Source organism: Tenacibaculum sp. 1_MG-2023 (genome assembly GCF_030547425.1).
Taxonomy (GTDB): Bacteria; Bacteroidota; Bacteroidia; order Flavobacteriales; family Flavobacteriaceae; genus Polaribacter.
Genome location: NZ_JAUORH010000011.1, coordinates 36,786 through 62,655 on the forward strand (window position 1 = coordinate 36,786; position 25,870 = coordinate 62,655).

The window sequence follows — 25,870 nt, forward strand, 5'->3', positions numbered from 1 at the left end:
ATTACTTTACTTTTGAAATTTGTGCCATTAACTCTGCTTCACACACTAACTTTCCGTTAGCATAGGCGTAAGATTGCATATGACAAATACCTCTACGGATTGGTGCAATTAATTCTGCTTTAAAAATTAATGTGTCTCCTGGTAATACTTTTTGTTTAAATTTAACATTATCCATTTTCATGAAATATGTTAAGTAATTTTCAGGATCTGGAACTGTATTTAAGACTAAAACTCCTCCACATTGTGCCATTGCCTCTACTTGAAGAACTCCGGGCATTACTGGTGCTCCAGGAAAATGTCCTACAAAAAAATTCTCGTTCATAGTAACATTCTTCATTCCAACCACATGTTGATCAGACAGCTCTATAATTCTATCAATTAACAAAAACGGTGGTCTGTGAGGTAAAATATCCATTATTTTATGAATATCCATTAATGGTGGCTGATTCAAATCATAAGAAGGAATATTATTTCTCTTTTCCTTTTTTATAATTTTAGCTAACTTCTTCGCAAATGTAGTATTTACTGAGTGTCCTGGCTTGTTTGCTATTACCTTTCCTTTTATTCGAGTACCCGTTAGAGCTAAATCTCCAATCACATCTAACAATTTATGACGTGCAGCTTCATTAGCCCAATGTAGTGTTAAGTTATCTAATACTCCATTAGGTTTTACAGTTATATTATCTTTTTTAAAGGCTTTTTTAAGCTTTTCCATTGTACTCTCAGACAATCCCTTATCTACGTAAACGATGGCATTGTTTAAATCTCCTCCTTTAATTAAATCGTTTTCCAACAACATTTCAATTTCATGTAAAAAACTAAATGTTCTTGCTGCTGATATTTCTTCTTTAAAATCAGTGATTGTATTTAATGTAGCATTTTGAGTTCCTAGAATTTTAGTTCCAAAGTCTACCATAGTAGTTACTTGGTACTCATCTGCTGGCATCAAAATAATTTCACTTCCTGTTACTTCATCTTTGTATGAGATAATTTCATTTACCACATACTCTTCTATTTCAGCTTCTTGTTCAATAATTTCAGCTTTTTCTAAAGCTTCAATAAAAAACTTAGAAGACCCATCCATAATAGGAGGTTCAGAAGCATTAATTTCTATTAATAAATTATCAATATCTAAACCAACAGCTGCTGCTAAAACGTGTTCAGAAGTTTGTATTTGAACTCCGTTCTTTTCAAGGTTTGTTCCTCTTTGCGTATTCGTTACATAATCCGCCTTTGCTTCTATTATTGGTTCTCCTTCTAAATCAACTCGCTTAAAAGCAAATCCATGATTTTCTGGTGCTGGTTTAAAAACCATGTTAACCTCATTACCTGTGTGCAATCCAACACCTGATAATCTAACTTCTTTTTGTATTGTTTTTTGTTTCTTACTCATTTTTTACTTTTTGAGCCTTCAACTCTTTTTCTATTTTATGTACTGTAGATGCTAATTTTGGTAAATTCTTAAAGTGTACGTAAGACTTACTATAGTCTGAATAGCCAAAAGCTGGAGACCCTTGTACAACTTCTTCATCTTTTAAATTTTTCCCTATTCCTGATTGAGCTTGGATTTTTACGTTGTTTCCAATAGTTATATGGCCAACAATACCTACTTGCCCCCCAATCATACAGTTCTCCCCTATTTTGGTAGATCCTGCAATTCCTGTTTGAGAAGCTATCACAGTATTTTTACCTATTTCAACATTATGAGCTATTTGAATCTGATTATCTAACTTTACTCCTTTACGAATTATTGTTGATCCTAGAGTAGCTCTGTCGATAGTCGAATTAGACCCCACATCAACATTATCTTCTATAATAACATTTCCTATTTGTGGTATTGCCTTATATTCTCCATTTTCATTTGGTGCGAAACCAAAACCATCTGCTCCTATTACTGTTCCTGAATGAATTTTACAATTCTTTCCTATTACAGTTTCTGAATATATCTTTACTCCTGCAAAAACAACTGTATTATCTCCAATTCTTACATTATCTCCAATGTAAGAATTAGGGTATATTTTCACATTGTTACCTAATACCACACTCTCTCCAATATAGGCATAAGCTCCAATATACTCATTATCACCTATGGTTACTGAATCAGCTATAAAGTGAGGATTTTCTCTCCCTACTTTATTGTTCTTTACCTCATTATAAAACTCTAAGAGTTTTGAAAATGATTTATATGCATCTTCAACCTTTATCAAAGTTGTTTCTATTTCCTTTTCAGGAACAAAACTCTTATTTACAATAGCTACTGATGCTTGGGTTGTATATATATATGAGTTATACTTAGGATTAGATAAAAAGGTTAATGAACCTGTTGTCCCTTCTTCTATCTTAGAAAGTGTAGATACTTCAGCTTCTGGATTCCCTTCAATCTCTCCTTCTAAAATATCGGCTATTTGTTTTGCTGTAAATTTCATTATCTGCAAAAGTAATTATTTTTGTTCAAATACTTCTTGATTAGAGTTTGTTTCTAAGTATTCATCTACTTTATTTTCTTTGGGTAACACAGGTAATATTTCACTACAGGCTTTGTTAATGCTTTAAGGTTTAACTGGTCAGATGCTTTTGCTATATCTTTTAACTTGCCTTTTTTTGTGTAAATTTTTATAGGCTTCTTTGTATTGTATGCTTGATGTTTTATTTTATTTGAAAAAACAAAATACTCAAGTTCTTTTTCGCTTAACTCTACAAGCTTTCTAAGCTTTCCACGCCTTTTCTCAATATACTCCTCAGTAAATGGTTTCTCTTGAATTTCAATCTTTAACAAACTTCTGTCTATAATTTTTGTTGCTAATGTAGATAACACGAAATCCTCATGATTCTTCCATTCTTTTATCGCTGATAAAACATCGTAATCATCTAACTCGGAAAATATCTGTAATGTTTTACTTGAAAAATTTTCTTTATTTATTGGATTGTATAAAAAGTAATTAAGCGCTCTACTAGAAGGAAGCTCTACTCCTTTTGTTGCTAACTCCTTTGCTCTTTTTAATATACTTACCAAAAGGTTTTCTGCAACCAAACCTGTTTTATGTAAATACACTTGCCAATACATTAAGCGTCGTGCAATAACAAATTTTTCTACCGAATAAATTCCTTTTTGTTCAATAACCAATTCATTATCTACTACATTCATCATTGCTATTAAACGATCTGATGATATGTTTCCTTCAGCAACTCCTGTAAAAAAACTATCTCTTTTTAAGTAATCTAATCGGTCAATATCTAATTGGCTTGATATTAATTGATATAAGAATTTACGCGGATGTTTCCCTTCAAATACTTGAATAGCTAAACTTAACCTTCCTTCAAATTCATCATTCAAGGCTTTCATAAATTTTAATGAAATTTCTTCATGAGTAATTTCATTTACAATACTATGTTCTAACGCATGTGAATATGCTCCATGACCTATATCATGTAACAAAATAGCTATATACAAAGCATTTGCTTCTTCTTCTGAAATTTCAACATTTTTCATTCGTAACACATGTACTGCTTTTTGCATTAAATGCATACAACCTATTGCATGATGAAAACGTGTATGGTTAGCTCCAGGATATACTAAATTAGATAACCCCATCTGCGTTACTCTACGTAACCTTTGAAAATATGGGTGCTCAATAATATCAAAAATTAATGAGTTTGGTATAGAGATAAACCCATAAATAGGATCGTTAATTATCTTTAATTTGTTGGTTTTTGATTTCTTCAAAATGTATAAATCCTTGAATTTTAAACAAAAAAATCATAATTTATCTACAAAACCAAATTAACCAGCGTTTAATTAACGTATTTTTAGCTTTTATAAACACAACAAAACTACTTTTAACCGTTATTTAGGTAATAAATAAGTTGGAAATTATGATGAGAAACATACACATTCTATGGGTAGATGATGAAATAGACCTATTGAAACCACATATATTATTTTTAGAGAAAAAAGAGTATAAAGTTACCACATGTACCAATGGTACAGATGCCATTGACTTGGCTAGCGAAAATAATTTTGATATTGTTTTTTTAGATGAAAATATGCCTGGTATTACCGGTTTAGAAACGCTTTCTGAAATCAAACAAAAAAATGCAAACCTCCCTGTGGTAATGATTACCAAAAGCGAGGAAGAATATTTGATGGAAGAAGCTATTGGCTCTAAAATTGCAGATTACTTAATTAAGCCTGTAAATCCTAATCAGATATTATTGAGTTTAAAAAAGAATTTAGACCACTCTCGTTTAGTTTCAGAAAAAACAACATCTAGCTACCAACAAGAATTTAAAAAAATTTCTATGGATTTAGCTATGGTAAATTCTTATGAAGAGTGGGCTGAACTTTACAAAAAACTTGTTCACTGGGAACTTGAGTTAGAAAATATTAATGATACTGGAATGTTAGAGATTTTGGAATCTCAAAAATCTGAAGCTAACTCGCAGTTTTTTAAGTTTATTAAAAAAAACTACCAACATTGGCTAACAGGAGACAATAAACCTACTTTTTCACATACTTTATTTAAAGATTATGTAGTCCCGAACTTATCAAAAGACCAAGGTGTTTTATGGGTCATAATTGATAATCTTCGTTATGATCAATACAGAGTCTTAGAGCCTTTTATTAATAATTATTTTAAAAAGGAAGACGAATATTCTTACTACAGCATTTTACCAACAGCAACTCAATACGCACGAAATGCTATATTTTCTGGGTTAATGCCTTCTGAAATGGAAAAAAGACACCCAAACTATTGGAGAAATGATACAGAGGAAGGAGGAAAAAACTTATTTGAAGCTGATTTTTTGGACAATCAAATAAAACGTTTAGGATTAAATATTACACATGAATATTACAAAATAGTTTCTCTAAAAAGTGGTAAAGAATTAGCAGATAACTACAACGGAACTAAACAAAACGATTTAACAGCTGTTGTATATAATTTTGTAGATATGTTATCGCATGCTAAAACAGAAATGGAAGTTATAAAAGAATTGGCTGGCGATGATAAAGCTTATCGTTCTTTAACTGTAAGCTGGTTTAAAAACTCTCCGCTTTACGACATTATTCAAAAAGCGCAAAAATTAGGACAAAAGCTTATAATTACAACAGACCACGGTACTATAAACTGTAAGCATCCTACAAAAGTTATTGGTGACAAGAACATCAGCTCAAATTTACGTTATAAAACGGGTAGAAGCCTAAGTTATGAAGATAGAGACGTGTATGCAGTTAAAAATCCAAGAGACATTTTTTTACCAACGATAGCTATTAATAGTCCTTTTATTTTCACTAAAGAAGATTTGTTTTTTGCGTACCCAAACAATTATAATCATTTTGTTAAGTATTATAAAAACACGTATCAACATGGAGGAATTTCATTAGAAGAAGTTATCATTCCTTGTGCTGTTTATAATCCAAAATAGTTTTTAACTTATTTTAAAAATTGTCTTGAAATGAAAATTAAGTTTATACTGTTTTTCGCTTTTTTTACTTGTTTTTACTCCTTACAAGCTCAAGAAAATAAACTTTCTTTTGCTGCTTTAGAACTAACAAAAAATAAAGTTACTTATGACCCAAGTTACTTTTCTATACCTTATCCCAAAGGAGATATTCCTAAAGGCAAAGGAGTTTGTACTGATGTTATTATTCGTGCTTACCGTAAATTAGGAATAGATTTACAGCAAGAAGTTCACGAAGATATGAAAGCTAACTTTTCTTTATACCCTAAAATATGGGGACTTAAAAGAACGGATACTAACATAGATCATAGAAGGGTACCTAATTTAATGACTTTTTTTAAGAGAAAAGGAACAGTTAAAAAAATCACTTTAAACCCCAATAATTATTTACCTGGAGATATTGTTTGTTGGAACTTGGAAGGAGGTTTAACTCATATTGGCATAGTTTCTTCTAAAGAATCACCAACCAATAATAAACGATATTTAATTGTTCATAATATTGGACTAGGTCAAGTTTTAGAAGATTGTCTATTCAATTTTAAAATTATTGGTCACTACAGATATAAGAACAAATAAACTATAGTAATTAATAATCTTCTTTCCTATTTTTGCTACTTATGAACAGAAATTATTCTCTAAACGAATTAACAGCAATAGCTGAAGAGATTATTGCTACTACCCAACATAAAATATTGCTTTTTTATGGAGAAATGGGAGTTGGTAAAACAACCCTAATTAAAGAAATATGTAAAGTTTTGGGTGCAAAAGATATTGTCCACTCTCCTACTTTTTCTTTGGTTAACGAGTATAAGACCAATTCAAACGAAACAGTATATCATTTTGACTTCTATCGTATTGAAAATGAAGAAGAGGCGTATGATATGGGAATTGAAGATTATTTATACAGCAATAACTGGTGTTTAATTGAATGGCCTGAAAATGTTAAAAATTTACTACCTTTAGATGTTGTTTCAGTATCAATTAACTTGCTAGAAAATGGGCAACGAAACATTCAATTAAAAACTAATTAAACTTAAATGAGTTCTATTTCACCTTTTACCAAAGAGCAGTTAATGCCACAAACCGAAATGCTTGAAATTAAAAAGCAAAAAGGAGATTTATTTATAGGGTTGCCAAAAGAAACTCATTTTGAAGAAAAGCGAATTAGTTTATCTCCCGATGCTGTAGCTGCTTTAGTAGCCCATGGACATAGAATTGTAATTGAAACTGGTGCTGGTGATGGAGCTAATTATAGTGATAAGGAATATTCTGATGCTGGAGCTAAGATATCGTACGATATTAAAGAAGCTTTTGCTTGTAATATTGTGCTAAAAGTAGAACCACCATCTTTAGAGGAAATTCAGATGTTAAACCCACAAACGGTTTTAATTTCTGCCTTACAATTAAAAACACAAGATAAAAAGTATTTTGAAGCGCTCGCTAAAAAACGGGTAACTGCAATTGCTTTTGATTATATCAAAGATGAACATGGCGTATTTCCTATTGTAAAGTCGTTAAGTGAAATTGCTGGAATAGCCTCTATGCATATAGCTGCAGAACTTATGACAGCTTCTAACGGAGGTAATGGTTTATTACTAGGAAATATTGGAGGCGTTCCTCCTACTGATGTTGTTATTCTGGGAGCAGGAACTGTTGGAGAGTTTGCTGCTAAAGCAGCAGTAGGCTTAGGTGCACGTGTAAAAGTATTTGATAATTCAATAACAAAGCTTCGTAACTTACAATCGTGTGTACAAGCTCCTATTTATACGTCAACTATTCAACCTAAAACATTGCAAAAAGCTTTAATGCGTTGCGATGTTGCTATTGGAGCTCTTAGAGGAAAAGATCGTTCTCCTGTAGTTGTTACTGAAGAAATGATTGAACAAATGAAAGATGGAGCTGTTATTGTTGATGTTAGTATTGATAGAGGTGGCTGTTTTGAAACCTCTCAAGTTACCACACATAGTAACCCTACTTTTGCTAACCATGGAGTAATTCATTATTGTGTTCCTAACATTCCTTCTAGATACTCTAGAACAGCATCTGTATCTATTAGTAATATCTTTACACCTTATTTATTAGAAATTGCAGAAGAAGGAGGTTTTGAAAATGCAGCTCGGTTTGATAAAAGTTTACGTAACGGAATGTATTTCTACCACGGAATTTTAACCAATAAAACTGTAGCAGACTGGTTTGACCTTCCTTACAGAGATATTAATTTATTGATTTTGTAATTTGATTTTACTTACTTTTGCATTTCAATTTTAAATTATGCATTTGTTAAAACGTTTTGGGTATTATTTAATAGGAATTGCCTTAGGGAGTTTAGTGGTACTTTTTATTTGGAAAGGTAAAGATGTTTCTTTTGATTATGGAATGGATGCTCGTACTTTAAAAACCATTAGAATAAAAAAACGTTTGTTTTCTGACAGTGCTCAACAAACATTAGCTACTTCAAAAATTGATACAGCTACTATTTCTACTATTTTAAACCATGGAGATGTTGCTTTTTCCAAAAGCAAGCCTCGTTTAAAACCATGTGCTGAGTACTTTATTACTGGAAAAGACAGCTTAAGTCACATTAACTTATATATTATACGTTGTGACTCAACTGCTACAATTAATAAAATTACGATTAACTAACAGTTTTTATATTTATCATACAAACCTACTCTATTTAATATCATCGGAATAATTTTTTCGAGTCGTTTTACCTTGGTAGCTTCCCTTTTTGCCTCGGAAATATAATCAGAAAACTCCCTTTGTTTACTCAAAGTAAACTCATTAAAAGTTTCTTTTAACCTATCATTTTTATCTAATGCTAACTGTAACTCTTTAGGAATAATTAAAGGTTTCGTATTCCTTTTAGGCTTTAGTTCTTTTCCTTCCTCAGAATTTTTAATAGCTTCTAATACATATTGCTTAACCAATTCTGTATTAATTTCATCTAATTCCTTAAACCTCCATTGACGCATTGCTTGGGTTTTTCCTTCTTGAACATTTACCAATACCTTTTCTTTATCAGTTAAAAAGCTTCCTTGAAAAAACCACAAACCACAATAGTTTTTAAAGGCTGATAAGCCTACTATATTTTTCCCTTTATACACATAAACAGGAGATCCCCATTTAATAGTTTCTTCAAGAGAGAGTTCTAGAAAAACAGAACGCAAGAGATTTAACTCTTGCGTCCAATTATTTTTATCTAATATATATTGTGTTACTTTAATATTCATTATACTATTTGCGCATCTAAAGATATCATCCAATTTATCCATATCCATCTGGTAACATCCCAAGGTTTCCTCCCAAAATAACACTTACTTTTACGCAATAAAGTTTTTTAGTTAGCTATATCACTTGTAAATTTAATACGCATTAATCGCAATTCATCATCATCGTAATCTCCATCAAACTCATCTAAAGCTTCTTGAATCTTATCTGTCTCAGCTTCCATAAAATAATCATGAATCTCTTCTTGCTGATCTTCATCTAACAAATCATCAACAGCATAATCAATATTTAATTTAGTTCCTGAAAAAACAATAGCTTCCATTTCTTTTATCAACTCAGACATCTCTAAACCTTTTGATTTTGCAATATCATCTAAAGGTAATTTTCTATCTGTATTCTGAATGATGTAAAGTTTTAATCCAGAATTAATTCCTGTGCTCTTAACTATTAAGTCATCCGGACGCATAATTTCATTGTCTTCTACGTATTTTGTAATAAGTGCAACGAAATCTTTACCATATTTTTTAGCCTTACCTTCTCCAACACCATGAACTTTTGCTAATTCATCTAATGTTACTGGATATTTAAGTGCCATATCATCTAGAGAGGGGTCTTGAAAAACTGCAAATGGCGGAACTCCTAAACGTTTTCCCACTTTTTTTCTTAAGTCTTTCAACATAACTACCAACTTATCATCTACTCCTCCTGCTGATTTTTCGATAGTTAGAATTGTCCCATCATCTGCAGTTTTATATACATGATTTTCAGTCATCATAAAGGAAATTGGGTTACTAATAAACTCCTTACCTTCTTTAGTTAGTTTTAAAACACCATATTGTTCTATCTCTTTCTTTATTAAGTCAGCCACTAATACTTGACGAATCAAAGCCATCCAATAATGGTTATCTTTTGTTTTACCGATACCAAAAAAAGGCTGAGCAGTTGTTTTGTGAGACTTTAATAATGCATTTTCTCTACCAATTATTGTGTTTACAATTTCTTTTGGTTTATACATTTCGCTAGTATCTCTTATAACAGAAAGTAAGGTAACAACTTCATCTTTAGCTTCATTCTTTTTCTTAGGATTTCGCATATTGTCATCCATTTCTGCACCATCTCCATTTACATCATCAAACTCTTCTCCAAAATAGTGTAACAAATATTTACGCCTGTTCATTGAAGTTTCTGCATATCCAACCACTTCTTGTAAGAGTGCATGCCCTACTTCTTGCTCTGCTACAGGCTTATTTGCCATAAATTTTTCAAGCTTCTCAATATCTTTATACGAGTAGAATGTTAAACAATAACCTTCTCCTCCATCACGACCAGCCCTACCTGTTTCTTGATAATAACTCTCTAAGCTTTTAGGAATATCATGATGTATTACAAAACGAACATCTGGCTTGTCAATACCCATACCAAAAGCAATTGTAGCTACTACAACATCACAATCTTCCATTAAAAACATGTCTTGATGCCTTACACGTGTTTTAGCATCTAAACCCGCATGATAAGGAACTGCATTGATACCATTTACTTGTAAAACTTGTGCTATTTCTTCTACTTTTTTGCGACTCAAACAGTATATAATTCCAGATTTTCCTATTCGCTGTTTTATAAAACGAATAATATCTTTTTCTACATCTTTTGTTTTTGGTCTAACTTCATAGAATAAGTTTGCTCTATTAAAAGATGCTTTAAACACGTTAGCATCTGTCATTCCAAGAGTTTTAAGAATATCCTCTTGTACTTTTTCCGTTGCAGTTGCTGTTAAACCAATAATTGGCACATTATCAATTTGTTTAATAATGTTTCGTAGATTCCTGTATTCAGGTCTAAAATCGTGTCCCCATTCAGAAATACAATGCGCTTCATCAATTGCTACAAACGATATTTTTTGCCTTCTTAAAAACTCAGCATATTCTTCTTTAATCAAAGATTCAGGAGCTACATACAATAATTTTGTAATTCCTGCTTCAATATCTGATTTTACTTGGGCAATCTCCGACTTATTTAAGGAAGAATTTAATACATGGGCTATTCCATGATTTTCAGAAATCCCTCTAATGGCATCTACTTGGTTTTTCATTAAGGCAATTAATGGTGACACCACAATTGCTGTACCTTCCTTCATTAAGGCAGGTAATTGATAACATAGCGATTTACCACCACCAGTAGGCATTATAACAAATGTGTTTTTATTTTCTAAAACACTGTTAACCACATCTTCTTGTAGTCCTTTAAACTGGTTAAATCCGAAGATTTTTTTTAATGATCCATATAAATCCGTCTGCTCTTTATTCATCTTCTAATATCAAAAATTAAAAACGAGAACTAATTTACAAAAATTCCCAACAATATATAACGTAAACTTTCTTTTTATTAAAAAAGATTTTCTTCTCAAATATTCCTATTTTTACACTTTAAAAATATACTTAAAACTTTTTTAACTTGAAAGACGCAAATGCTATTCTCTCAACAGCAAAAGAAACTATCCTTTTAGAAAGTAATGCTATTGCTAATTTAGCAAATTTATTAAATAGCTCGTTTACGGACGCAGTTAATTTCATATTTAATTCTAAAGGTCGTGTTATTGTAACTGGTATTGGAAAAAGTGCCAATATTGCTACTAAAATGGTCGCTACTTTTAACTCAACAGGTACACCTGCTGTTTTTATGCACGCTGCTGATGCTATACATGGTGATTTAGGTAACGTACAGGATAACGATGTAGTTATTTGTATTTCTAAAAGTGGAAACACTCCTGAAATAAAAGTATTAGTTCCTTTAATCAAGAATTCTAACAATAAAATTATCGCTATAACAGGAAACCCTGATTCTTTCTTAGGAAAAAACGCCGATTTTTTACTAAACTCTTATGTAAGTAAAGAAGCTTGCCCTAATAACTTAGCTCCAACAACTAGTACAACGGCTCAGTTAGTTTTAGGAGATGCTTTAGCTGTTTGTTTATTAGACTTAAGAGGTTTTACTAGTAGCGATTTTGCTAAATATCACCCTGGAGGTGCTTTAGGAAAACGTTTATATTTAAGAGTTTCTGATCTTATTAAAAATAACGAATTACCTAAAGTAAAAAGTACCGATAAAGTTACTCAAGTTATTGTTGAAATTTCTGAAAAACGTTTAGGAGTGACAGCTGTTGTTGATAATAATGACAAAATCACAGGAATTATTACCGATGGAGATATTCGTAGAATGTTAAGTAAAACAACTAAAATAGATGAGCTTACTGCTACTGATATTATGAGTACATCACCAAAAACAATTGATGTAAATGCTATGGCTGTTGAAGCTTTAGATACTTTAGAAAATAACAATATCACACAAATTTTAGTTACTGACACTGATAACAATTATGTAGGTGTAGTGCATCTACACGATTTAATTAAAGAAGGAATATTTTAAGATGGCAGAAAAAGAAATGTCTTTTTTAGACCATCTTGAAGAACTAAGATGGCATTTAGTGAGGAGTTTTGTAGCTATTTTTATTGTTGCAATTGTAATTTTTGCAAACATTAATTTTGTTTTTAATGAGATTCTTTTAGCTCATTTAAAACCTGATTTTACAACTTATCAATTCTTTTGTAAAGTATTTTCTTCTATCGGAATTGATAGTAGTTTTTGCGCAATTAAATTCAAACAAACACTACAAGCTTTAAACCCTACTCAACAATTAATGACTGGGATTTGGTCTTCTTTAATTTTAGGATTTGTAGTAGCCTTTCCGTATATTTTATGGGAGTTTTGGCGTTTTATAGCCCCTGGGCTGCACGAAAGTGAACGGAAAAAATCAAAAGGATTTATTTTCACTTCCTCTTTCTTATTCTTTTTAGGGATTTTATTTAGTTATTACGTTATTTTACCTATGTCTGTATACTTCTTTTACAATTTTGAAATATCAGACGCTATACAAAACAACTTCAAACTAGAGGCTTACATTAGTCTTATAACAAATACACTATTAGGAGTTGCTATATTTTTTGAGCTTCCTGTTGTAATTTTCTTCCTAACAAAAATAGGGCTAATTACACCAGAGTTTTTACGAAAGTATCGCAAACACGCATTAGTGGTGGTATTGGTATTATCAGCAATTATTACCCCACCAGATGTGGCTAGTCAAGTAATTGTATCAGTACCTATCATGATTTTATATGAAATGAGTATTTATGTTTCAAAATTTGTCTTAAAACAACAACAAAAGAATGTCACAAAAAGTCCAAGAGTTTAACGACTACCGTGCTAAAATGAACGAAAAAATTTTAGCATCAGATAATAAAGTAATCAAACGTATTTTTAACTTAGACACCAATGCTTTTACAGAAGGGCATTTACCTGTTAAAACTAAAGAATTACTAGGTTTGGTAGCATCTGCAGTGCTACGTTGCGATGATTGCATTGCTTATCATTTAAAAACAGCTTACGAAAACGGTGTAACCAAAGAAGAAATGATGGAAACCATGAGCATTGCTACATTGGTTGGCGGAACTATTTTAATCCCACATTTACGAAGAGCTGTAGAGTTTTGGGAAGCTTTAGAAAAAGACGCTTAAATTTATACCTATATTGATTTAAGAAGTTTTTAAGAAACAGTTTTATTACTTTTATACTTTAAACAATTCCATTTTCAACAATAATAAATGAAATTAAGAGCAGACAACATACAAAAAATATACGGTAGTAGAAAGGTAGTTAAAGGAATTTCTTTAGAGGTTGAACAAGGTGAAATTATTGGGTTATTGGGTCCTAATGGAGCTGGTAAAACAACTTCTTTCTATATGATTGTAGGTATGATTAAACCTAACGATGGTCATATTTTTTTAGATAATGAAGAAATTACTACCGATGCTATGTATAAACGTTCTCAAAAAGGAATTGGTTATTTAGCCCAAGAAGCTTCAGTTTTCAGAAAACTTTCTGTAGAAGACAACATTATGTCGGTTCTTGAATTTACTGACAGAACTAAAACTGAAAGAAAACAGCGTTTAGAGGAGTTAATCGATGAGTTTAGTTTAGGACACGTACGTAAAAACCGTGGTGATTTATTATCAGGTGGTGAACGTCGTAGAACAGAAATAGCACGTTGTTTAGCTTCTGATCCTAAATTCATTTTATTAGATGAGCCTTTTGCTGGTGTAGACCCAATTGCTGTAGAAGATATTCAAGGAATTGTAGCACAATTGAAGAATAAAAATATTGGTATTTTAATTACCGATCATGATGTACAAGCAACCCTAGCGATTACTGATAGAACTTACTTAATGTATAATGGAGGAATTTTAAAAGAAGGAACTCCTGAAGAACTTGCTGAAGATGAAACTGTTCGTAGAGTGTATCTTGGAAAGGATTTTGAGCTTAAAAAGAAAAAATTTGATAATCAAGCTGTAACACAAAACCATTTCATTATCGAAAATGCTAAAGAAGATGATCTTTTCTCTTCTTTCTCTGAAGTTTATCATAACCACAACTTAAAAGATGGTTTTAAGCTATATAGAAAAAAAGGGAATACTAATTCATTTCTTGTTATACCTGCGGATAGTATGAGTTTCATTAATTTCTGTAATTTATGTATTGATATAGAAGGTTTAAATGTAAAAGGGAATATTAAAGTGTCTGATCATAGCTATAAAAAAATAGCCAATTATAACGATTGGTGTAACTTTAAAATAGATTCAGATAGAGTTACATTAACCAATAGAAACAACGAGAACTGGGATGTGTATAAGAACGGAGAGTTTTCAAAAAATAAATTGATGGATAAAGCCTTTGTTGAAGATAAAATATCTTTAGACAATTACCATTTTATAAGTAACATTTTTGAACCTCAAAAAAATACCTAAAAATAACTTTCAAAATCAAAACAAAAAACACGTTGATAATCAACGTGTTTTTTTGTTTCATTTAAGATGTAACCTTATTTTTTTTGAATTCTATTTTGAAGAAAGTTTTTTATCTGAATTACTCACAACAGACAATACCACATAAGAAAGAATAATCATTGGAATTGCTACTATTTTTAAAGTGATAATTAATATAATTGATAAAACTAAAAACACATACTTAATCACGTTATCTTTAAAATAAAAGTTTTTAAATTTTAAAGAAAATAACGGTATTTCAGCATTCATTAAGTATGTAAATAATACTGTAATTAGTATTAAAAAGTATTGATTTTCAATAAAGCCTATTAAAAACGATTCTTGATCAAACTGAGCAATTAATGGTAAAGAAATTACAAACAAACTCATAGCCGGTGTAGGCACCCCTATAAAACTATCCGACTGTCGTTCATCAATATTAAATTTCGCTAAGCGATATCCTGCTCCTAATGTTAACAACAACCCTAAATAAGGCAAATTACTTCCTGTTACTCCATATTCATCAACTCCAAAGTATCCAACAGCATCAATATCTAAAGCATTTACTAGCATTTGCATCATTACAATTCCTGGTACTACCCCACTCGTTACCATATCCGCTAGACTATCTAACTGTTTTCCTAATTCACCTTGTACTTTTAACATACGCGCAGCAAATCCATCAAAAAAATCAAAAAGAATCCCTAACATAACTAAAACAGCTGTTGCAAAAAAATCACCTTTAATAGCAAAAACAGTAGCAATAGTACCACATAACAAATTTCCTAAAGTCAGTAAATTGGGGATATATTTTTTGATATTCATAGTATTCTTAATTTATAGCGAAAATAAGAAATCATTTAATCAGTTTTACATTTAAGTCTTTTTTTATCATATTTGTTAAAAACCGCTAGTACGAAAAACATGCCTATAATTACCAAAACATTTTCTCCCAGTTTACCTTTTAGAAATACACATTTTAATACGGTATATCGTCCTTTGTTTATGAAAGACACAATTAATTACCAACGAAAAAGAATTACTACTTGGGATGCTGATTTTATCGATTTAGACTTTTCTTTAGTCGAATCTAAAACACTCGTCTTATTAATTCATGGATTAGAAGGTAGTTCAGAGTCAAATTATATGATTACAACATCTAATCATTTAAATAAAATAGGCTTTGACACAGTTTGTATGAATTTAAGAGGGTGTAGCGGAGAAGATAATGTACTTTTAGAAACTTATCATAGTGGAAAAACAGACGATGTTGATTTTGTCATTAAGTACTTAAAAAGTAGTTATAATTATGAAAACATTATAATCATTGGCTTTAGTTTAGGAGGAAATTTAACTTTAAAATACTTAGGAGAGTATAGCGATATACCTTCAGAAGTAAAAGGAGGTGTTGCTGTTTCTGTTCCTGTAGATTTAACTTCTTCTCAAGCTGAATTAAACAAACTAAAAAACAAAATTTACCTAAATGAGTTTTTACGTACTATGAAGTTAAAACTGTTACAGAAAGCCGAAAAGTTTCCTGATTTTCAGCTCGACAAAGAATTACTATTTAAAGCAAGCAAGTTTAGACATTTGGAAAAACAATATACAGTCCCTGTTTTTGGCTTTAAAAGTTCAGAAGATTATTGGCAAAAAGCCAGTGCCAAACCTTTCATTCCAGAAATAAAAGTACCTACATTACTCATAAATGCTTTAGATGATAGTTTTTTATCAAAAGAATGTTACCCAATAAAAGAAGCAAAAAACATGAAAAACTTTTATCTATCCACACCAAATTATGGTGGTCATGTTGGATTTATGTCTTCTTTTTCTAGTACTGAGAACAGATGGCTAGAACAACAAATAGCTCAATTTATTCAAAAAACTATTCTAAAACAATATCCTTAAAAAGCTTTAGTTATATTAATTGTATTTATGATATTTGTAAAATACCAATACATATCTTGTTAGAATTTATGATGATAAAAAAATATACTTTTTTTCTTTTAGTTTTATTTACCATAAACACTGTTTTTTCTCAAAAAACAAACTCATTAGGTTTATCTAAGTTCTCTCAAATAAGTATTATTACCTCTGGTCCTGGAGAAGAATTATACGAAAAATTTGGTCATACTGCTATTCGGGTTAAAGACCCCGTTTTACAGTTAGATTTACTTTACAATTATGGTATTTTTGATTTTGACGACCCTAACTTTTATGTAAACTTTACAAAAGGTTTTATGAAATATAAATTGGCTCGTTACCCTTTTTATTTATCATTAAAAAGTGCACAACAAGATAAACGTTGGGTTAAAGAGCAAGTTTTAAATTTAACACAACAACAAAGAAATAAGTTTTTTCAGTTTTTAGAAACAAATGTGTTGCCTGAAAATGCAAGTTATTTTTACGATCCTTATTTTGATAATTGTGCTACTAGACCCCGTGATATTATTCAGAAAATTACAGGTGATAATTTAGTTTTTAAAGATGATTTTGTCAAAGAAAATTTATCATTAAGACAATTGATGAATAAAGAAATCAATCCAAATACTTGGGGTAGTTTAGGAATTAACATTGCACTTGGTAGTAAGTTAGATAAAATTGCTACACCTTCAGAATATTTATACCTTCCTGATTATGTTTTTACCGCTTTAAATGTATCTAAAATCATTAAAAATGAAAAAGAAGAAGATTTAGTACTAAAGACAAATACATTGCTCGATTTCAATGAAAAGGAATCCAAAAGTGATGCTATTAGTCCTTTTTTAGCAATTTTATTGTTTTCTTTATTTGGGTTATTTATTACTTACAAAGACATTAAAAACTCTAAAAGAAGCAGATGGATCGATTTTGTTTTATTTTTCACCACAGGAACTTTAGGCTTGTTAATTGTGTTTTTATGGTTCTTTACCAATCACTCCACAGCTCCAAATAACTTTAACTTTTTATGGGCGTTTGCTCCAAATATAATTGTAGCCTTTTCCTTGTTAAAAAAAGAACCTCCTATTTGGGTTTACAAATACTGTCTAGTTCTATTATTTTTTTTAATAATTATACCATTTGTATGGTTAACTAAAGTACAGTTATATACCTACCCTACAATTCCCTTATTTATATTATTGGGAGTTCGCTATTGGTATTTACAGAAAACTTTGAATCGCTAGTTCATATCCTTGTAAACCAAAGCCAAAAACAACTCCTTTAGCGTTCGGAGCTATATAACTAACATGACGAAACTCCTCACGTGCATGTATATTTGAAATATGTACTTCAACCACAGGAGTTTCTATACCTTTTACAGCATCACCAATACCAACAGAAGTATGGGTGTAAGCTGCTGCATTTAAGATAACACCATCATAATCAAATCCCACTTCATGCAATTTATCTATTATTTCTCCTTCGATATTCGACTGAAAATATTCTAAAATCGCATTCTTATAATTATTCTTTAGTTCCTTAAAAAAATCTTCAAAAGAATTTGATCCGTAAATTTCAGGTTCTCTTTTTCCTAACAAGTTTAAATTAGGCCCGTTGATTATAATTATTTTTTTCATACTTCATATTTATAAGGTAAAAATACTCTTTTTAACTTTTAAGCATAAAAAAAGGAAGCAAATTTGCTTCCTTTTTCTTCTTATTGTAAATTTCTTACTATAAAGAGAAAGAATAAGTTCCTCCAATTCCAATTGTAGCTGGAGTTATATTAACATAATCAGTATCTAATACAACACCTGTATAGTCTACATGTAAGTTAATTTTTTCAGTTACTTGGTAACCAACGATTGGTCTGAAGTAAAAACCACTTTCAGTGTTTCCCGAAGGTCTTACACCAATACCATAACCTAAGTCAGCTCCTACTGAAAATTTATCAGCAAAACTATAACGACCTGCTACAGCTACAGGAATAAAAGCTAAGTCAGCTCCTTCTCCTTGAAAATGTAAATAAGATACAGATGGTCCTACTTTAAAACCTTCAGCAACATTAAATAAATAATTAGCTTCAATTGCTCCAGTTACATTAGCTTCATCAGCATCTCCAACAGGTAAACCAATAGTACCACCAACGTTTAATTCTGTTTCTTGTGCGTTAACAGCTAAACCGAAAGCCATCATAGCAACTACTAAAAATTTTTTCATAATTTTTGTTTTATAAGTTTTGTTTTGAGCCGGCAAAGATACATTTAATTAAGAATCTAGTTGCTCTTTTTTTAAAAAAAGTCTTACAAATCTATTTTAAAACTTAAAACACTAAAAACAAAACACTTATATTTAAAATAAAAAAAGGAAGCAAATTTGCTTCCTTTTTTACTCTTTATTGATATTCTTCTTAGAAGTGTAATGCAAACCCAACATTAAGTTGGAAAGTGTTGATATCTTCTGTATCACCTAAACCTAAGTTATATCTTAACCCTGGCTCTATACTTACCATATCTCCTAAGAAAATAGCATAACCTGCTTGGAATCCTAAATATGAAGCATCATAAGCATCATAAGAAGCTCCTGAGTAATCAATTTGTACTGGAATCATACTAGAAATGTAGTATTTTGCTCCAATCTTGTAAGAAAAAGCATCATCAGCACCTCTATCATTATATCCTAAACCTAACTTAATAGCTAAATCATCCATGATGAAATATCCAGCTTCAGCTCCAATTCCCCATACAGTTTCTGACCCAGCTGGTGTATCAACAGATGATAACTGAAAACCTGTAGCAGCTCCATGAGCAGCTCCAAAACCAGTGTTACCTTCTACTAACCACTTCCCTTTTGCTGTTTGTCCGTTAGCTTCTTGTGCATTAGCTGTAAAACTAACAGCTACCATAGCAATTACTAATAATAATTTTTTCATAATTTTTAAATTTATAATTTTAAGTTTGTGCCGCAAAAATAATTTTATTTTTACATATATCAATATACTTTTTTTTAAAAAATAGTTATTTTTTTTATAATGAACTGGAACCAAGCAATATCCGATTATATCAATTTTTTAAAAATTGAAAGAGGGCTTTCAAAAAACTCTATAGATAGTTACAAAAGAGATGTAAATAAGCTTTTTTTATTTGTAGATAATCTAGAAAACTCTCCTTCTCCAATTCATACAACTACAGAGACTATTCAGCAATTCATCTATGAAACTAGCAAAAGTATTAATGCTCGTAGTCAAGCTAGATTAATTTCAGGTTTACGTAGCTTTTTTGATTTTTTGGTATTTGAAGATTATCGACAAGATAATCCAACCGATTTAATTGAAAGCCCAAATATTATTAGAAAACTCCCTGACACCTTAGAAAAAGAAGAGATAGATAAATTAATTGCTGCTATCGATTTAAGCCATCCACAAGGAGAACGCAACAAGACTATTATTGAAACCATTTACAGTTGTGGTTTACGTGTAAGTGAATTGATTAATTTACAATTATCTGATTTATTTTTTGAAGAAGGTTATATACAAATACTGGGTAAAGGAAATAAATATCGTTTTGTTCCAATACACATTACAACAATTCATAGACTTAACTTTTATATAGATGAAATTAGACCTCTAATAACACCTAAAAAGGAGGATGAAGATACTGTTTTCTTAAACAGAAGAGGAAAACGATTAACACGGCAAATGATATTTATTATTTTAAAAGAATTAGCTCAGAAAATAAATCTAAAAAAAAGTATTGGTCCACATACATTAAGACACTCCTTTGCTACATATTTACTAAAAAATGGAGCAGATTTACGTGTTATTCAACAATTATTAGGACATGAAAGTATTACTACAACAGAAATATATGTTCATTTAGATAATAGCTATCTTAAAGAAGTTGTTGAACTACACCATCCTAGAAGTAATTTGAATTTAACAGAAGAAGAATAAACGAAACTTTTGGGTACAAAAAAAGGCAAGCTACCTACATCACACCGCTACAACCTAATACCCTTGCTGCGTTCCCACCCTGGGGGATTCAAAGGGAGCTGGTTGTGTAGGACTTGCCGAGGCAAATTTACAACCATTTTTTCGTAAAAAACAATAAAATTTGCATAAAAATTTTGTAACATTTCTAAGTTTTTGAATACTAATAATTTGTTGTCTATATTTTTTTGCTTTTAGCAGTAAAAAATAAACATAACAGTAAAAAGAATATATTTGTATCACTAACTAAATTCACACAATGGAAAATCAAACAAACAGTAAAAACATTATTTTAAATTACGGATTATACTTAGGTCTTATTGGCGTTTTTATTCATTTAGCATTTTATGCCACAGGAACATTAATAAAATTTGGATGGTTAAGTGGTATAATTGGTTTTATTGTAATGATTATACTTATTATACTAGGTATTAAAAAGTTTAAAACTGATAATAATGGCTTTCTAACTTTTGGTCAAGCTTTAAAAGTAGGTGTAGGTATAGCAGTAATTAGTGCTGTAATTTCAACTATTTACACATTAATCTTCACTAATATAATAGAGCCTGATTTTCAAGCACAAATGATGGAAGTACAAAAACAAGCTTGGATTGACGCTGGTATGACGGACGAACAAATAGAAGCTTCAGAAACAATGGCTAAAAAGTTTAACAGTCCAGTGATAACAGCTCCTTTAGCTTTAGTAGTTTCTGCTTTTTTCGGATTTATTATTTCTGCAATTGGAGGTGCCATTATGAAAAAAACAGAAGAAGAACAATATTAATATAGTTTTAAATAGGTAAATGTTTTACGTATAACGAATACTTTGTAACTTTACCTTTTTTAAACACTGAACAAAATATATGGATATATCGGTAGTAATACCACTTCTTAATGAAGAGGAATCTTTACCAGAATTATATGATTGGATTGCAAAAGTTATGCAATCCAATCAGTTTTTATATGAACTTATCTTTATTGATGATGGTAGTACTGATAATTCTTGGAAAATAATACAAGAGTTATCGCAAAAGCATCAAGAAGTGAAAGGTTTACGATTTCAAAGAAATTATGGTAAATCCCAAGCCTTAGACGCTGGTTTTGGGTTAACTCAAGGAAGAGTAGTTATTACCATGGATGCGGATTTACAAGATAGCCCTGACGAAATCCCTGAACTTTATAAATTAATTACTGAAGAAAACTTCGACTTAATATCTGGATGGAAAAGGAAACGATACGATAATGTTGTAACCAAAAATATTCCCTCAAAATTGTTCAATTGGGCTGCTCGAAAAACATCAGGATTAAAATTGCATGATTTTAACTGCGGATTAAAAGCCTACAAAAGCGAAGTAGTAAAAGCAGTAAAAGTTAGCGGTGAAATGCACCGTTATATTCCTGTATTAGCAAAAAACGAAGGATTCAATAAAATTGATGAAAAGATAGTACAGCATCAAGCTCGTAAATATGGAGTAACAAAATTTGGAATGGATCGTTTTGTAAATGGTTTTTTAGACTTAATTACCATTTCATTTCTTTCAAAATTTGGAAAAAGACCAATGCACTTTTTTGGCTTATGGGGAACGTTAATGTTTATTTTTGGTTTTTTCTCAGCTTTCTTTATAGGAGCTATGAAAATATACCAACTTTCTACAGGAGTAAAAGCCATATTAGTAACTAGTAATCCATGGTTTTACATTGCCTTAACCTCAATGATTTTAGGTACATTACTTTTTTTAGCTGGTTTTTTAGGTGAGCTAATTATTAAAAGTAATCCGCAACAAAAACATTATACAATCAAAGAAAAACTGAACTTTTAAACCCGTATCTTTAGTACGCTTTTTAATTTGATACATGAAAGAGATTTTAAACAAAGCCAAACAATGGTTATCTGATACATTTGATTCAGAAACACAACAAGAAATTCAGCAGCTAATTGATACTAATGCTGACGATTTAGCCGATCGTTTTTATAAGAATTTAGAATTTGGGACAGGTGGAATACGTGGTATTGTAGGAGCAGGAACCAACCGAATAAATAAATACACTTTAGGAAAAGCTACTCAAGGTTTATGTAATTATTTACATAAAACACACTTAAATAAAGAATTAAAAGTAGCTATTGGGTACGATTGTCGTCATGATAGTGAATGGTTAGCCAAGGTGGTAGCGAACGTACTATCTGCTAACAATATTCAAGTGTTTTTATTTGAAGATATGCGCCCTACTCCAGAATTATCATTTGCTGTAAACTATTTAGGGTGCGATGCAGGAATTGTACTAACTGCTTCTCACAACCCTCCTGAATACAACGGTTATAAAGTATATTGGAATGATGGTGGACAAATTGTTCCTCCTCAAGATCAAGAAATTATTAATGAAGTAAACTCTTTAGCTTTTGCAGATATCAATTTCAATGCTAATGAAAGTTTAATTAGCTCTGTTGGAAGTGAAGTTGACGAAGCTTTTTGGGAAGCTTCCTTAAAAAATGGAACATTTGATGTTAAGGAACGAGAAAATTTAAAAATAGTATTTACCTCATTACACGGAACTTCTATAAAACTTATTCCAGAAGTTTTAAAACGGGCAGGATATACTCAGGTTCATATTGTTGAAGAACAAGCTACTCCTGATGGGGACTTTCCTACAGTTAAATCTCCAAACCCTGAAGAACCAGCTGCTCTTAAAATGGCTGTTGATTTAGCAAATAAAATTAACGCAGACATTGTATTAGGAACCGATCCTGATTCTGACAGAATTGGAATTGCTGTTCGTGACACTGAAGGAAATATGAAATTACTAAACGGAAATCAAACTATGAGTATGATGACCGATTTCTTAATCAACGACTGGAAAAAACAAGGAAAACTAAACGGAAAGCAATTTGTAGGGTCTACGATAGTTTCTACTAATTTGGTCAATGAAATTGCCGATTATTATGGAGTTGAAACTAAAGTTGGATTAACTGGTTTTAAATGGATAGCTAAAATGATAAAAGACCATCCTGAACTTAATTTTATTGGTGGTGGTGAAGAAAGTTTTGGGTATATGGTAAGTGATTTTGTACGTGATAAAGACGCTGTTACCTCTGCTCTACTTGCCTGTGAGATGGCAGCTGATGCAAAAGCTAAAAACAGTTCTTTCTACAAAGAGTTATTAAACTTATACACACGTCATCATTTTTACAAAGAACACTTAATTTCTTTGGTTAAAAAAGGAATGGATGGTGCGCAACAAATCAAACAAATAATGATTGACTTACGTAACAATCCGTTAACTGTAATTGACAATTCAAAAGTTAAATACTTATATGACTATCAATCTTCAATAAGAAAAAATTTACTAACTGGTGAAGAAACTGTAATTAATATTCCTAAATCAAACGTATTGATTTATCATACCGAAGATGGAACCAAAATCGCTGCACGACCAAGTGGTACTGAACCTAAAATTAAGTTCTATTTTAGTGTAAAGTCTGTTTTAGATTCAATTGAAAATAAAAAGGAAACTGAAGCTAATTTAGACACTAAAATTCAACGTATTATAAAAGAATTGAACCTATAATGAATTATTTTAAAAAGATTATTAAATACGCTATTCCATACAAAAAGCATGGATATTTGAATGTGTTATTTAACATCTTATATGCTCTTTTTTCTACACTTTCTTTCTTGGTATTAATGCCTATGTTAGAAGTTATTTTTAAACCTAATGCTATTAAAGTAACTGAAAAACCTGTTTTTGAAAGCATTACAAAAATAATTGACTATTTTAAAGCGAATGTTTCTTATTATGTTCATGAAATTGCTGGTGACGATAAATCAAAAACACTCATGGTAGTTGTAGGTTTAGTTATCACTACATTCTTTTTTAAGAATATTTTTAACTACTTAGCTATGTACTTCATTACCTTTTTAAGAAATGGTGTTTTAAAAGATATTCGAAACGATTTATATAGAAAAACTATAGAATTACCTATTGCCTACTTTTCAGAAAAAAGAAAAGGAGATACCATGGCTAGAATAGGAACTGATGTATTAGAAATTCAGCATTCATTTTTATCGGTTTTAGAAATGTTGGTAAGAGAGCCTTTAACTATTATTTTCACGATCACCGCAATGATAGCCATTAGCTTTAAGCTTACCCTTTTTGTGTTTGTTTTTATTCCTATTTCCGGATATGTTATTTCTCTAATTGGTAAAAGCTTAAAGCGAAAGTCAGATAGTGTACAAAAAGAGCAGGGATATTTTTTATCACTTTTAGAAGAAACTTTAGGAGGATTAAAGGTGATTAAAGGCTTTACCGCTGAAAAAGAGTTTCAACAAAAATTTGAAAAATCAACCAATCGTTTTTACCATTTTTCTAATACTCTACTTAATAGAACAAATTTAGCAAGTCCTGCTAGTGAGTTTTTAGGAATTGGTGTTATTGCTGTATTGCTTTGGTATGGAGGTATCTTAGTTTTAGAAGAAGGAACCTTACAAGGAGAAGATTTTATTGCTTATATGGGTTTAGCTTATAATATTTTAACACCAGCAAAAGCTATTTCTAAAGCTAGTTATGGAGTTAAAAAAGGAAATGCTGCTGCTGAACGTATTTTAGAAGTTTTAGAAACTGAAAATCCTTTAAAAGACAAGTCAAATGCTGTTGATAAGAAATCTTTTAACTCTCAAATTACAATCGAAAGCATTTCTTTTAAATATGAAGATGATTATGTTTTAAAAGATTTCTCCTTAACCATTCCTAAGGGAAAAATGATCGCTTTGGTGGGACAATCAGGAAGTGGTAAATCAACCATTGCTAACTTATTAACTCGTTTTTATGATGTAAATAAAGGCACTATTCTACTTGATGGAATAGATATAAGAGACCTTAAAATACATTCATTAAGACAACTAGAAGGTTTAGTTACACAAGACTCTATTTTATTTAACGACACTGTAAAAAACAACATTACTTTAGGCGTTGAAGGTAAAAGTGACGAAGAAATTATTGAAGCTGCTAAAATTGCCAATGCACATGAGTTTATTAAAGATTTACCAAATGGTTATGATACCAATATTGGAGATAGTGGAAATAAATTGTCTGGAGGGCAAAAACAACGTTTAAGCATTGCCCGTGCTGTTCTTAAAAATCCACCAATTATGATTTTAGATGAAGCAACTTCTGCTTTAGATACCGAATCAGAAAAACTAGTACAAGACGCTTTAGAAAAAATGATGGAAAACAGAACCTCTGTTGTGATTGCGCATCGTTTATCTACCATTCAAAAAGCAGATATGATTGTAGTCATGAAAAAAGGCAAAATTGTAGAACAGGGAACTCACGAAGAATTGATATCTAAAAGTGGAACTTACAAAAAGTTGGTAGAAATGCAATCTTTAGGATAACAAACTAAAAAAGA

The 25,870-nt window shown here is 30.8% G+C and carries 24 protein-coding genes, 1 other RNA gene and 1 pseudogene; 16 read left to right on the top strand and 10 right to left on the bottom strand.

The features are described 5' to 3' along the window. Nucleotide 1: 1 nt before the first annotated feature. The 3 genes from Q4517_RS09090 to Q4517_RS09100 all read right to left on the bottom strand — a co-directional run bounded on the left by Q4517_RS09090 (nucleotide 2) and on the right by Q4517_RS09100 (nucleotide 3,724). Entirely contained in the window at nucleotides 2-1,393 is a 1,392-nt protein-coding gene (locus Q4517_RS09090) for a bifunctional UDP-3-O-[3-hydroxymyristoyl] N-acetylglucosamine deacetylase/3-hydroxyacyl-ACP dehydratase (RefSeq protein ID WP_303508288.1), read from the bottom strand. Continuing rightward, on the bottom strand, nucleotides 1,386-2,426 hold the full coding sequence (gene lpxD, locus Q4517_RS09095) for a UDP-3-O-(3-hydroxymyristoyl)glucosamine N-acyltransferase (RefSeq protein WP_303508292.1): 1,041 nt from the start codon (nucleotides 2,424-2,426) through the stop codon (nucleotides 1,386-1,388). Before lpxD ends, Q4517_RS09090 begins: the two co-directional genes overlap by 8 nt. Before the next feature lie 65 nt (nucleotides 2,427-2,491). Continuing rightward, nucleotides 2,492-3,724: an HD domain-containing protein gene (locus tag Q4517_RS09100; protein ID WP_303508295.1), complete on the bottom strand. Its 1,233-nt coding sequence runs from the start codon at nucleotides 3,722-3,724 to the stop codon at nucleotides 2,492-2,494. A gap of 152 nt (nucleotides 3,725-3,876) precedes the next feature. Here Q4517_RS09100 and Q4517_RS09105 point away from each other — a divergent pair, with 152 nt between their 5' ends. The 5 genes from Q4517_RS09105 to Q4517_RS09125 are packed head-to-tail and all read left to right on the top strand — an operon-like array spanning nucleotide 3,877 to nucleotide 8,103. Further along, nucleotides 3,877-5,424, top strand: a complete 1,548-nt coding sequence (locus Q4517_RS09105) for a bifunctional response regulator/alkaline phosphatase family protein (protein ID WP_303508451.1) — start codon at nucleotides 3,877-3,879, stop codon at nucleotides 5,422-5,424. A 30-nt stretch (nucleotides 5,425-5,454) separates the two neighbouring features. Continuing rightward, nucleotides 5,455-6,036: a DUF1287 domain-containing protein gene (locus Q4517_RS09110; RefSeq protein WP_303508298.1), complete on the top strand. Its 582-nt coding sequence runs from the start codon at nucleotides 5,455-5,457 to the stop codon at nucleotides 6,034-6,036. Nucleotides 6,037-6,077: 41 nt separating this feature from the next. After that, complete coding sequence (gene tsaE / locus Q4517_RS09115) at nucleotides 6,078-6,491, top strand: tRNA (adenosine(37)-N6)-threonylcarbamoyltransferase complex ATPase subunit type 1 TsaE (protein WP_303508300.1); 414 nt, start codon at nucleotides 6,078-6,080, stop codon at nucleotides 6,489-6,491. A gap of 6 nt (nucleotides 6,492-6,497) precedes the next feature. After that, entirely contained in the window at nucleotides 6,498-7,694 is a 1,197-nt protein-coding gene (locus tag Q4517_RS09120; RefSeq protein WP_303508302.1) for an alanine dehydrogenase, read from the top strand. Between the two features lie 37 nt (nucleotides 7,695-7,731). Further along, nucleotides 7,732-8,103, top strand: coding sequence for a DUF4258 domain-containing protein (locus Q4517_RS09125; RefSeq protein WP_303508303.1), 372 nt, complete (start codon nucleotides 7,732-7,734; stop codon nucleotides 8,101-8,103). Here the strand turns inward: Q4517_RS09125 and Q4517_RS09130 are convergent. Together Q4517_RS09130 and Q4517_RS09135 are read right to left on the bottom strand one after the other, a co-directional pair. Beyond that, nucleotides 8,100-8,693 (bottom strand): YdeI family protein, encoded by a 594-nt coding sequence (locus Q4517_RS09130; protein ID WP_303508306.1) that lies wholly within the window; start codon nucleotides 8,691-8,693, stop codon nucleotides 8,100-8,102. The genes Q4517_RS09125 and Q4517_RS09130 overlap by 4 nt on opposite strands. 107 nt (nucleotides 8,694-8,800) lie before the next feature. Next, nucleotides 8,801-10,996, bottom strand: a complete 2,196-nt coding sequence (locus Q4517_RS09135; RefSeq protein ID WP_303508308.1) for an ATP-dependent DNA helicase RecQ — start codon at nucleotides 10,994-10,996, stop codon at nucleotides 8,801-8,803. A 146-nt stretch (nucleotides 10,997-11,142) separates the two neighbouring features. On the opposite strand from Q4517_RS09135, the gene Q4517_RS09140 reads away from it, so the two are divergent. The 4 genes and pseudogenes from Q4517_RS09140 to lptB all read left to right on the top strand — a co-directional run. Next, nucleotides 11,143-12,114 carry an SIS domain-containing protein gene (locus Q4517_RS09140; protein WP_303508312.1) on the top strand — a complete coding sequence of 324 codons (972 nt, stop codon included), beginning with the start codon at nucleotides 11,143-11,145 and terminating at the stop codon, nucleotides 12,112-12,114. A 1-nt stretch (nucleotide 12,115) separates the two neighbouring features. Continuing rightward, nucleotides 12,116-12,937, top strand: a complete 822-nt coding sequence (gene tatC / locus Q4517_RS09145; protein WP_303508317.1) for a twin-arginine translocase subunit TatC — start codon at nucleotides 12,116-12,118, stop codon at nucleotides 12,935-12,937. Then, on the top strand, nucleotides 12,912-13,259 hold the full coding sequence (locus tag Q4517_RS09150; protein WP_303508322.1) for a carboxymuconolactone decarboxylase family protein: 348 nt from the start codon (nucleotides 12,912-12,914) through the stop codon (nucleotides 13,257-13,259). The genes tatC and Q4517_RS09150 overlap by 26 nt, the downstream gene beginning before the upstream one ends. A gap of 87 nt (nucleotides 13,260-13,346) precedes the next feature. Beyond that, a pseudogene (gene lptB / locus Q4517_RS09155) lies at nucleotides 13,347-14,081 on the top strand (LPS export ABC transporter ATP-binding protein); the annotation flags it as partial. Nucleotides 14,082-14,636: 555 nt separating this feature from the next. Here lptB and Q4517_RS09160 read toward each other — a convergent pair. Next, the gene (locus tag Q4517_RS09160) at nucleotides 14,637-15,389 is read right to left on the bottom strand and encodes a phosphatidylcholine/phosphatidylserine synthase (protein WP_303508325.1); all 753 of its coding nucleotides are present in this window, start codon (nucleotides 15,387-15,389) and stop codon (nucleotides 14,637-14,639) included. Nucleotides 15,390-15,488: 99 nt separating this feature from the next. Here Q4517_RS09160 and Q4517_RS09165 point away from each other — a divergent pair, with 99 nt between their 5' ends. Together Q4517_RS09165 and Q4517_RS09170 are read left to right on the top strand one after the other, a co-directional pair. Continuing rightward, the gene (locus Q4517_RS09165; protein ID WP_303508328.1) at nucleotides 15,489-16,469 is read left to right on the top strand and encodes a YheT family hydrolase; all 981 of its coding nucleotides are present in this window, start codon (nucleotides 15,489-15,491) and stop codon (nucleotides 16,467-16,469) included. Nucleotides 16,470-16,537: 68 nt separating this feature from the next. Further along, the gene (locus tag Q4517_RS09170; protein WP_303508331.1) at nucleotides 16,538-17,725 is read left to right on the top strand and encodes a DUF4105 domain-containing protein; all 1,188 of its coding nucleotides are present in this window, start codon (nucleotides 16,538-16,540) and stop codon (nucleotides 17,723-17,725) included. On the opposite strand, the gene aroQ is transcribed toward Q4517_RS09170, so the two are convergent. The 3 genes from aroQ to Q4517_RS09185 all read right to left on the bottom strand — a co-directional run bounded on the left by aroQ (nucleotide 17,702) and on the right by Q4517_RS09185 (nucleotide 19,413). Beyond that, nucleotides 17,702-18,118: a type II 3-dehydroquinate dehydratase gene (gene aroQ / locus Q4517_RS09175; protein ID WP_303508334.1), complete on the bottom strand. Its 417-nt coding sequence runs from the start codon at nucleotides 18,116-18,118 to the stop codon at nucleotides 17,702-17,704. The two genes, Q4517_RS09170 and aroQ, sit on opposite strands and share 24 nt — an antisense overlap. 97 nt (nucleotides 18,119-18,215) lie before the next feature. Further along, nucleotides 18,216-18,701 carry an outer membrane beta-barrel protein gene (locus Q4517_RS09180; RefSeq protein WP_303508337.1) on the bottom strand — a complete coding sequence of 162 codons (486 nt, stop codon included), beginning with the start codon at nucleotides 18,699-18,701 and terminating at the stop codon, nucleotides 18,216-18,218. 190 nt (nucleotides 18,702-18,891) lie between these two features. After that, a complete protein-coding gene (locus tag Q4517_RS09185) occupies nucleotides 18,892-19,413 on the bottom strand; it encodes a hypothetical protein (RefSeq protein ID WP_303508340.1) in 522 nt (173 codons plus the stop codon). Nucleotides 19,414-19,512: 99 nt separating this feature from the next. Here Q4517_RS09185 and xerA point away from each other — a divergent pair, with 99 nt between their 5' ends. After that, nucleotides 19,513-20,433 (top strand): site-specific tyrosine recombinase/integron integrase, encoded by a 921-nt coding sequence (xerA, locus tag Q4517_RS09190; protein WP_303508343.1) that lies wholly within the window; start codon nucleotides 19,513-19,515, stop codon nucleotides 20,431-20,433. Nucleotides 20,434-20,453: 20 nt separating this feature from the next. Here xerA and ffs read toward each other — a convergent pair. Beyond that, nucleotides 20,454-20,552: signal recognition particle sRNA small type (gene ffs / locus Q4517_RS09195), an RNA gene on the bottom strand. Between the two features lie 176 nt (nucleotides 20,553-20,728). Here ffs and Q4517_RS09200 point away from each other — a divergent pair. From Q4517_RS09200 to Q4517_RS09215, 4 genes are all read left to right on the top strand, one after another. Then, nucleotides 20,729-21,250 (top strand): DUF4199 domain-containing protein, encoded by a 522-nt coding sequence (locus tag Q4517_RS09200; RefSeq protein WP_303508346.1) that lies wholly within the window; start codon nucleotides 20,729-20,731, stop codon nucleotides 21,248-21,250. A gap of 79 nt (nucleotides 21,251-21,329) precedes the next feature. Then, on the top strand, nucleotides 21,330-22,286 hold the full coding sequence (locus Q4517_RS09205; RefSeq protein WP_303508350.1) for a glycosyltransferase family 2 protein: 957 nt from the start codon (nucleotides 21,330-21,332) through the stop codon (nucleotides 22,284-22,286). Nucleotides 22,287-22,320: 34 nt separating this feature from the next. After that, a complete protein-coding gene (locus Q4517_RS09210; protein ID WP_303508352.1) occupies nucleotides 22,321-24,030 on the top strand; it encodes a phospho-sugar mutase in 1,710 nt (569 codons plus the stop codon). Beyond that, the gene (locus tag Q4517_RS09215; protein WP_303508355.1) at nucleotides 24,030-25,856 is read left to right on the top strand and encodes an ABC transporter ATP-binding protein; all 1,827 of its coding nucleotides are present in this window, start codon (nucleotides 24,030-24,032) and stop codon (nucleotides 25,854-25,856) included. Before Q4517_RS09210 ends, Q4517_RS09215 begins: the two co-directional genes overlap by 1 nt. Nucleotides 25,857-25,870 lie beyond the last annotated feature (14 nt).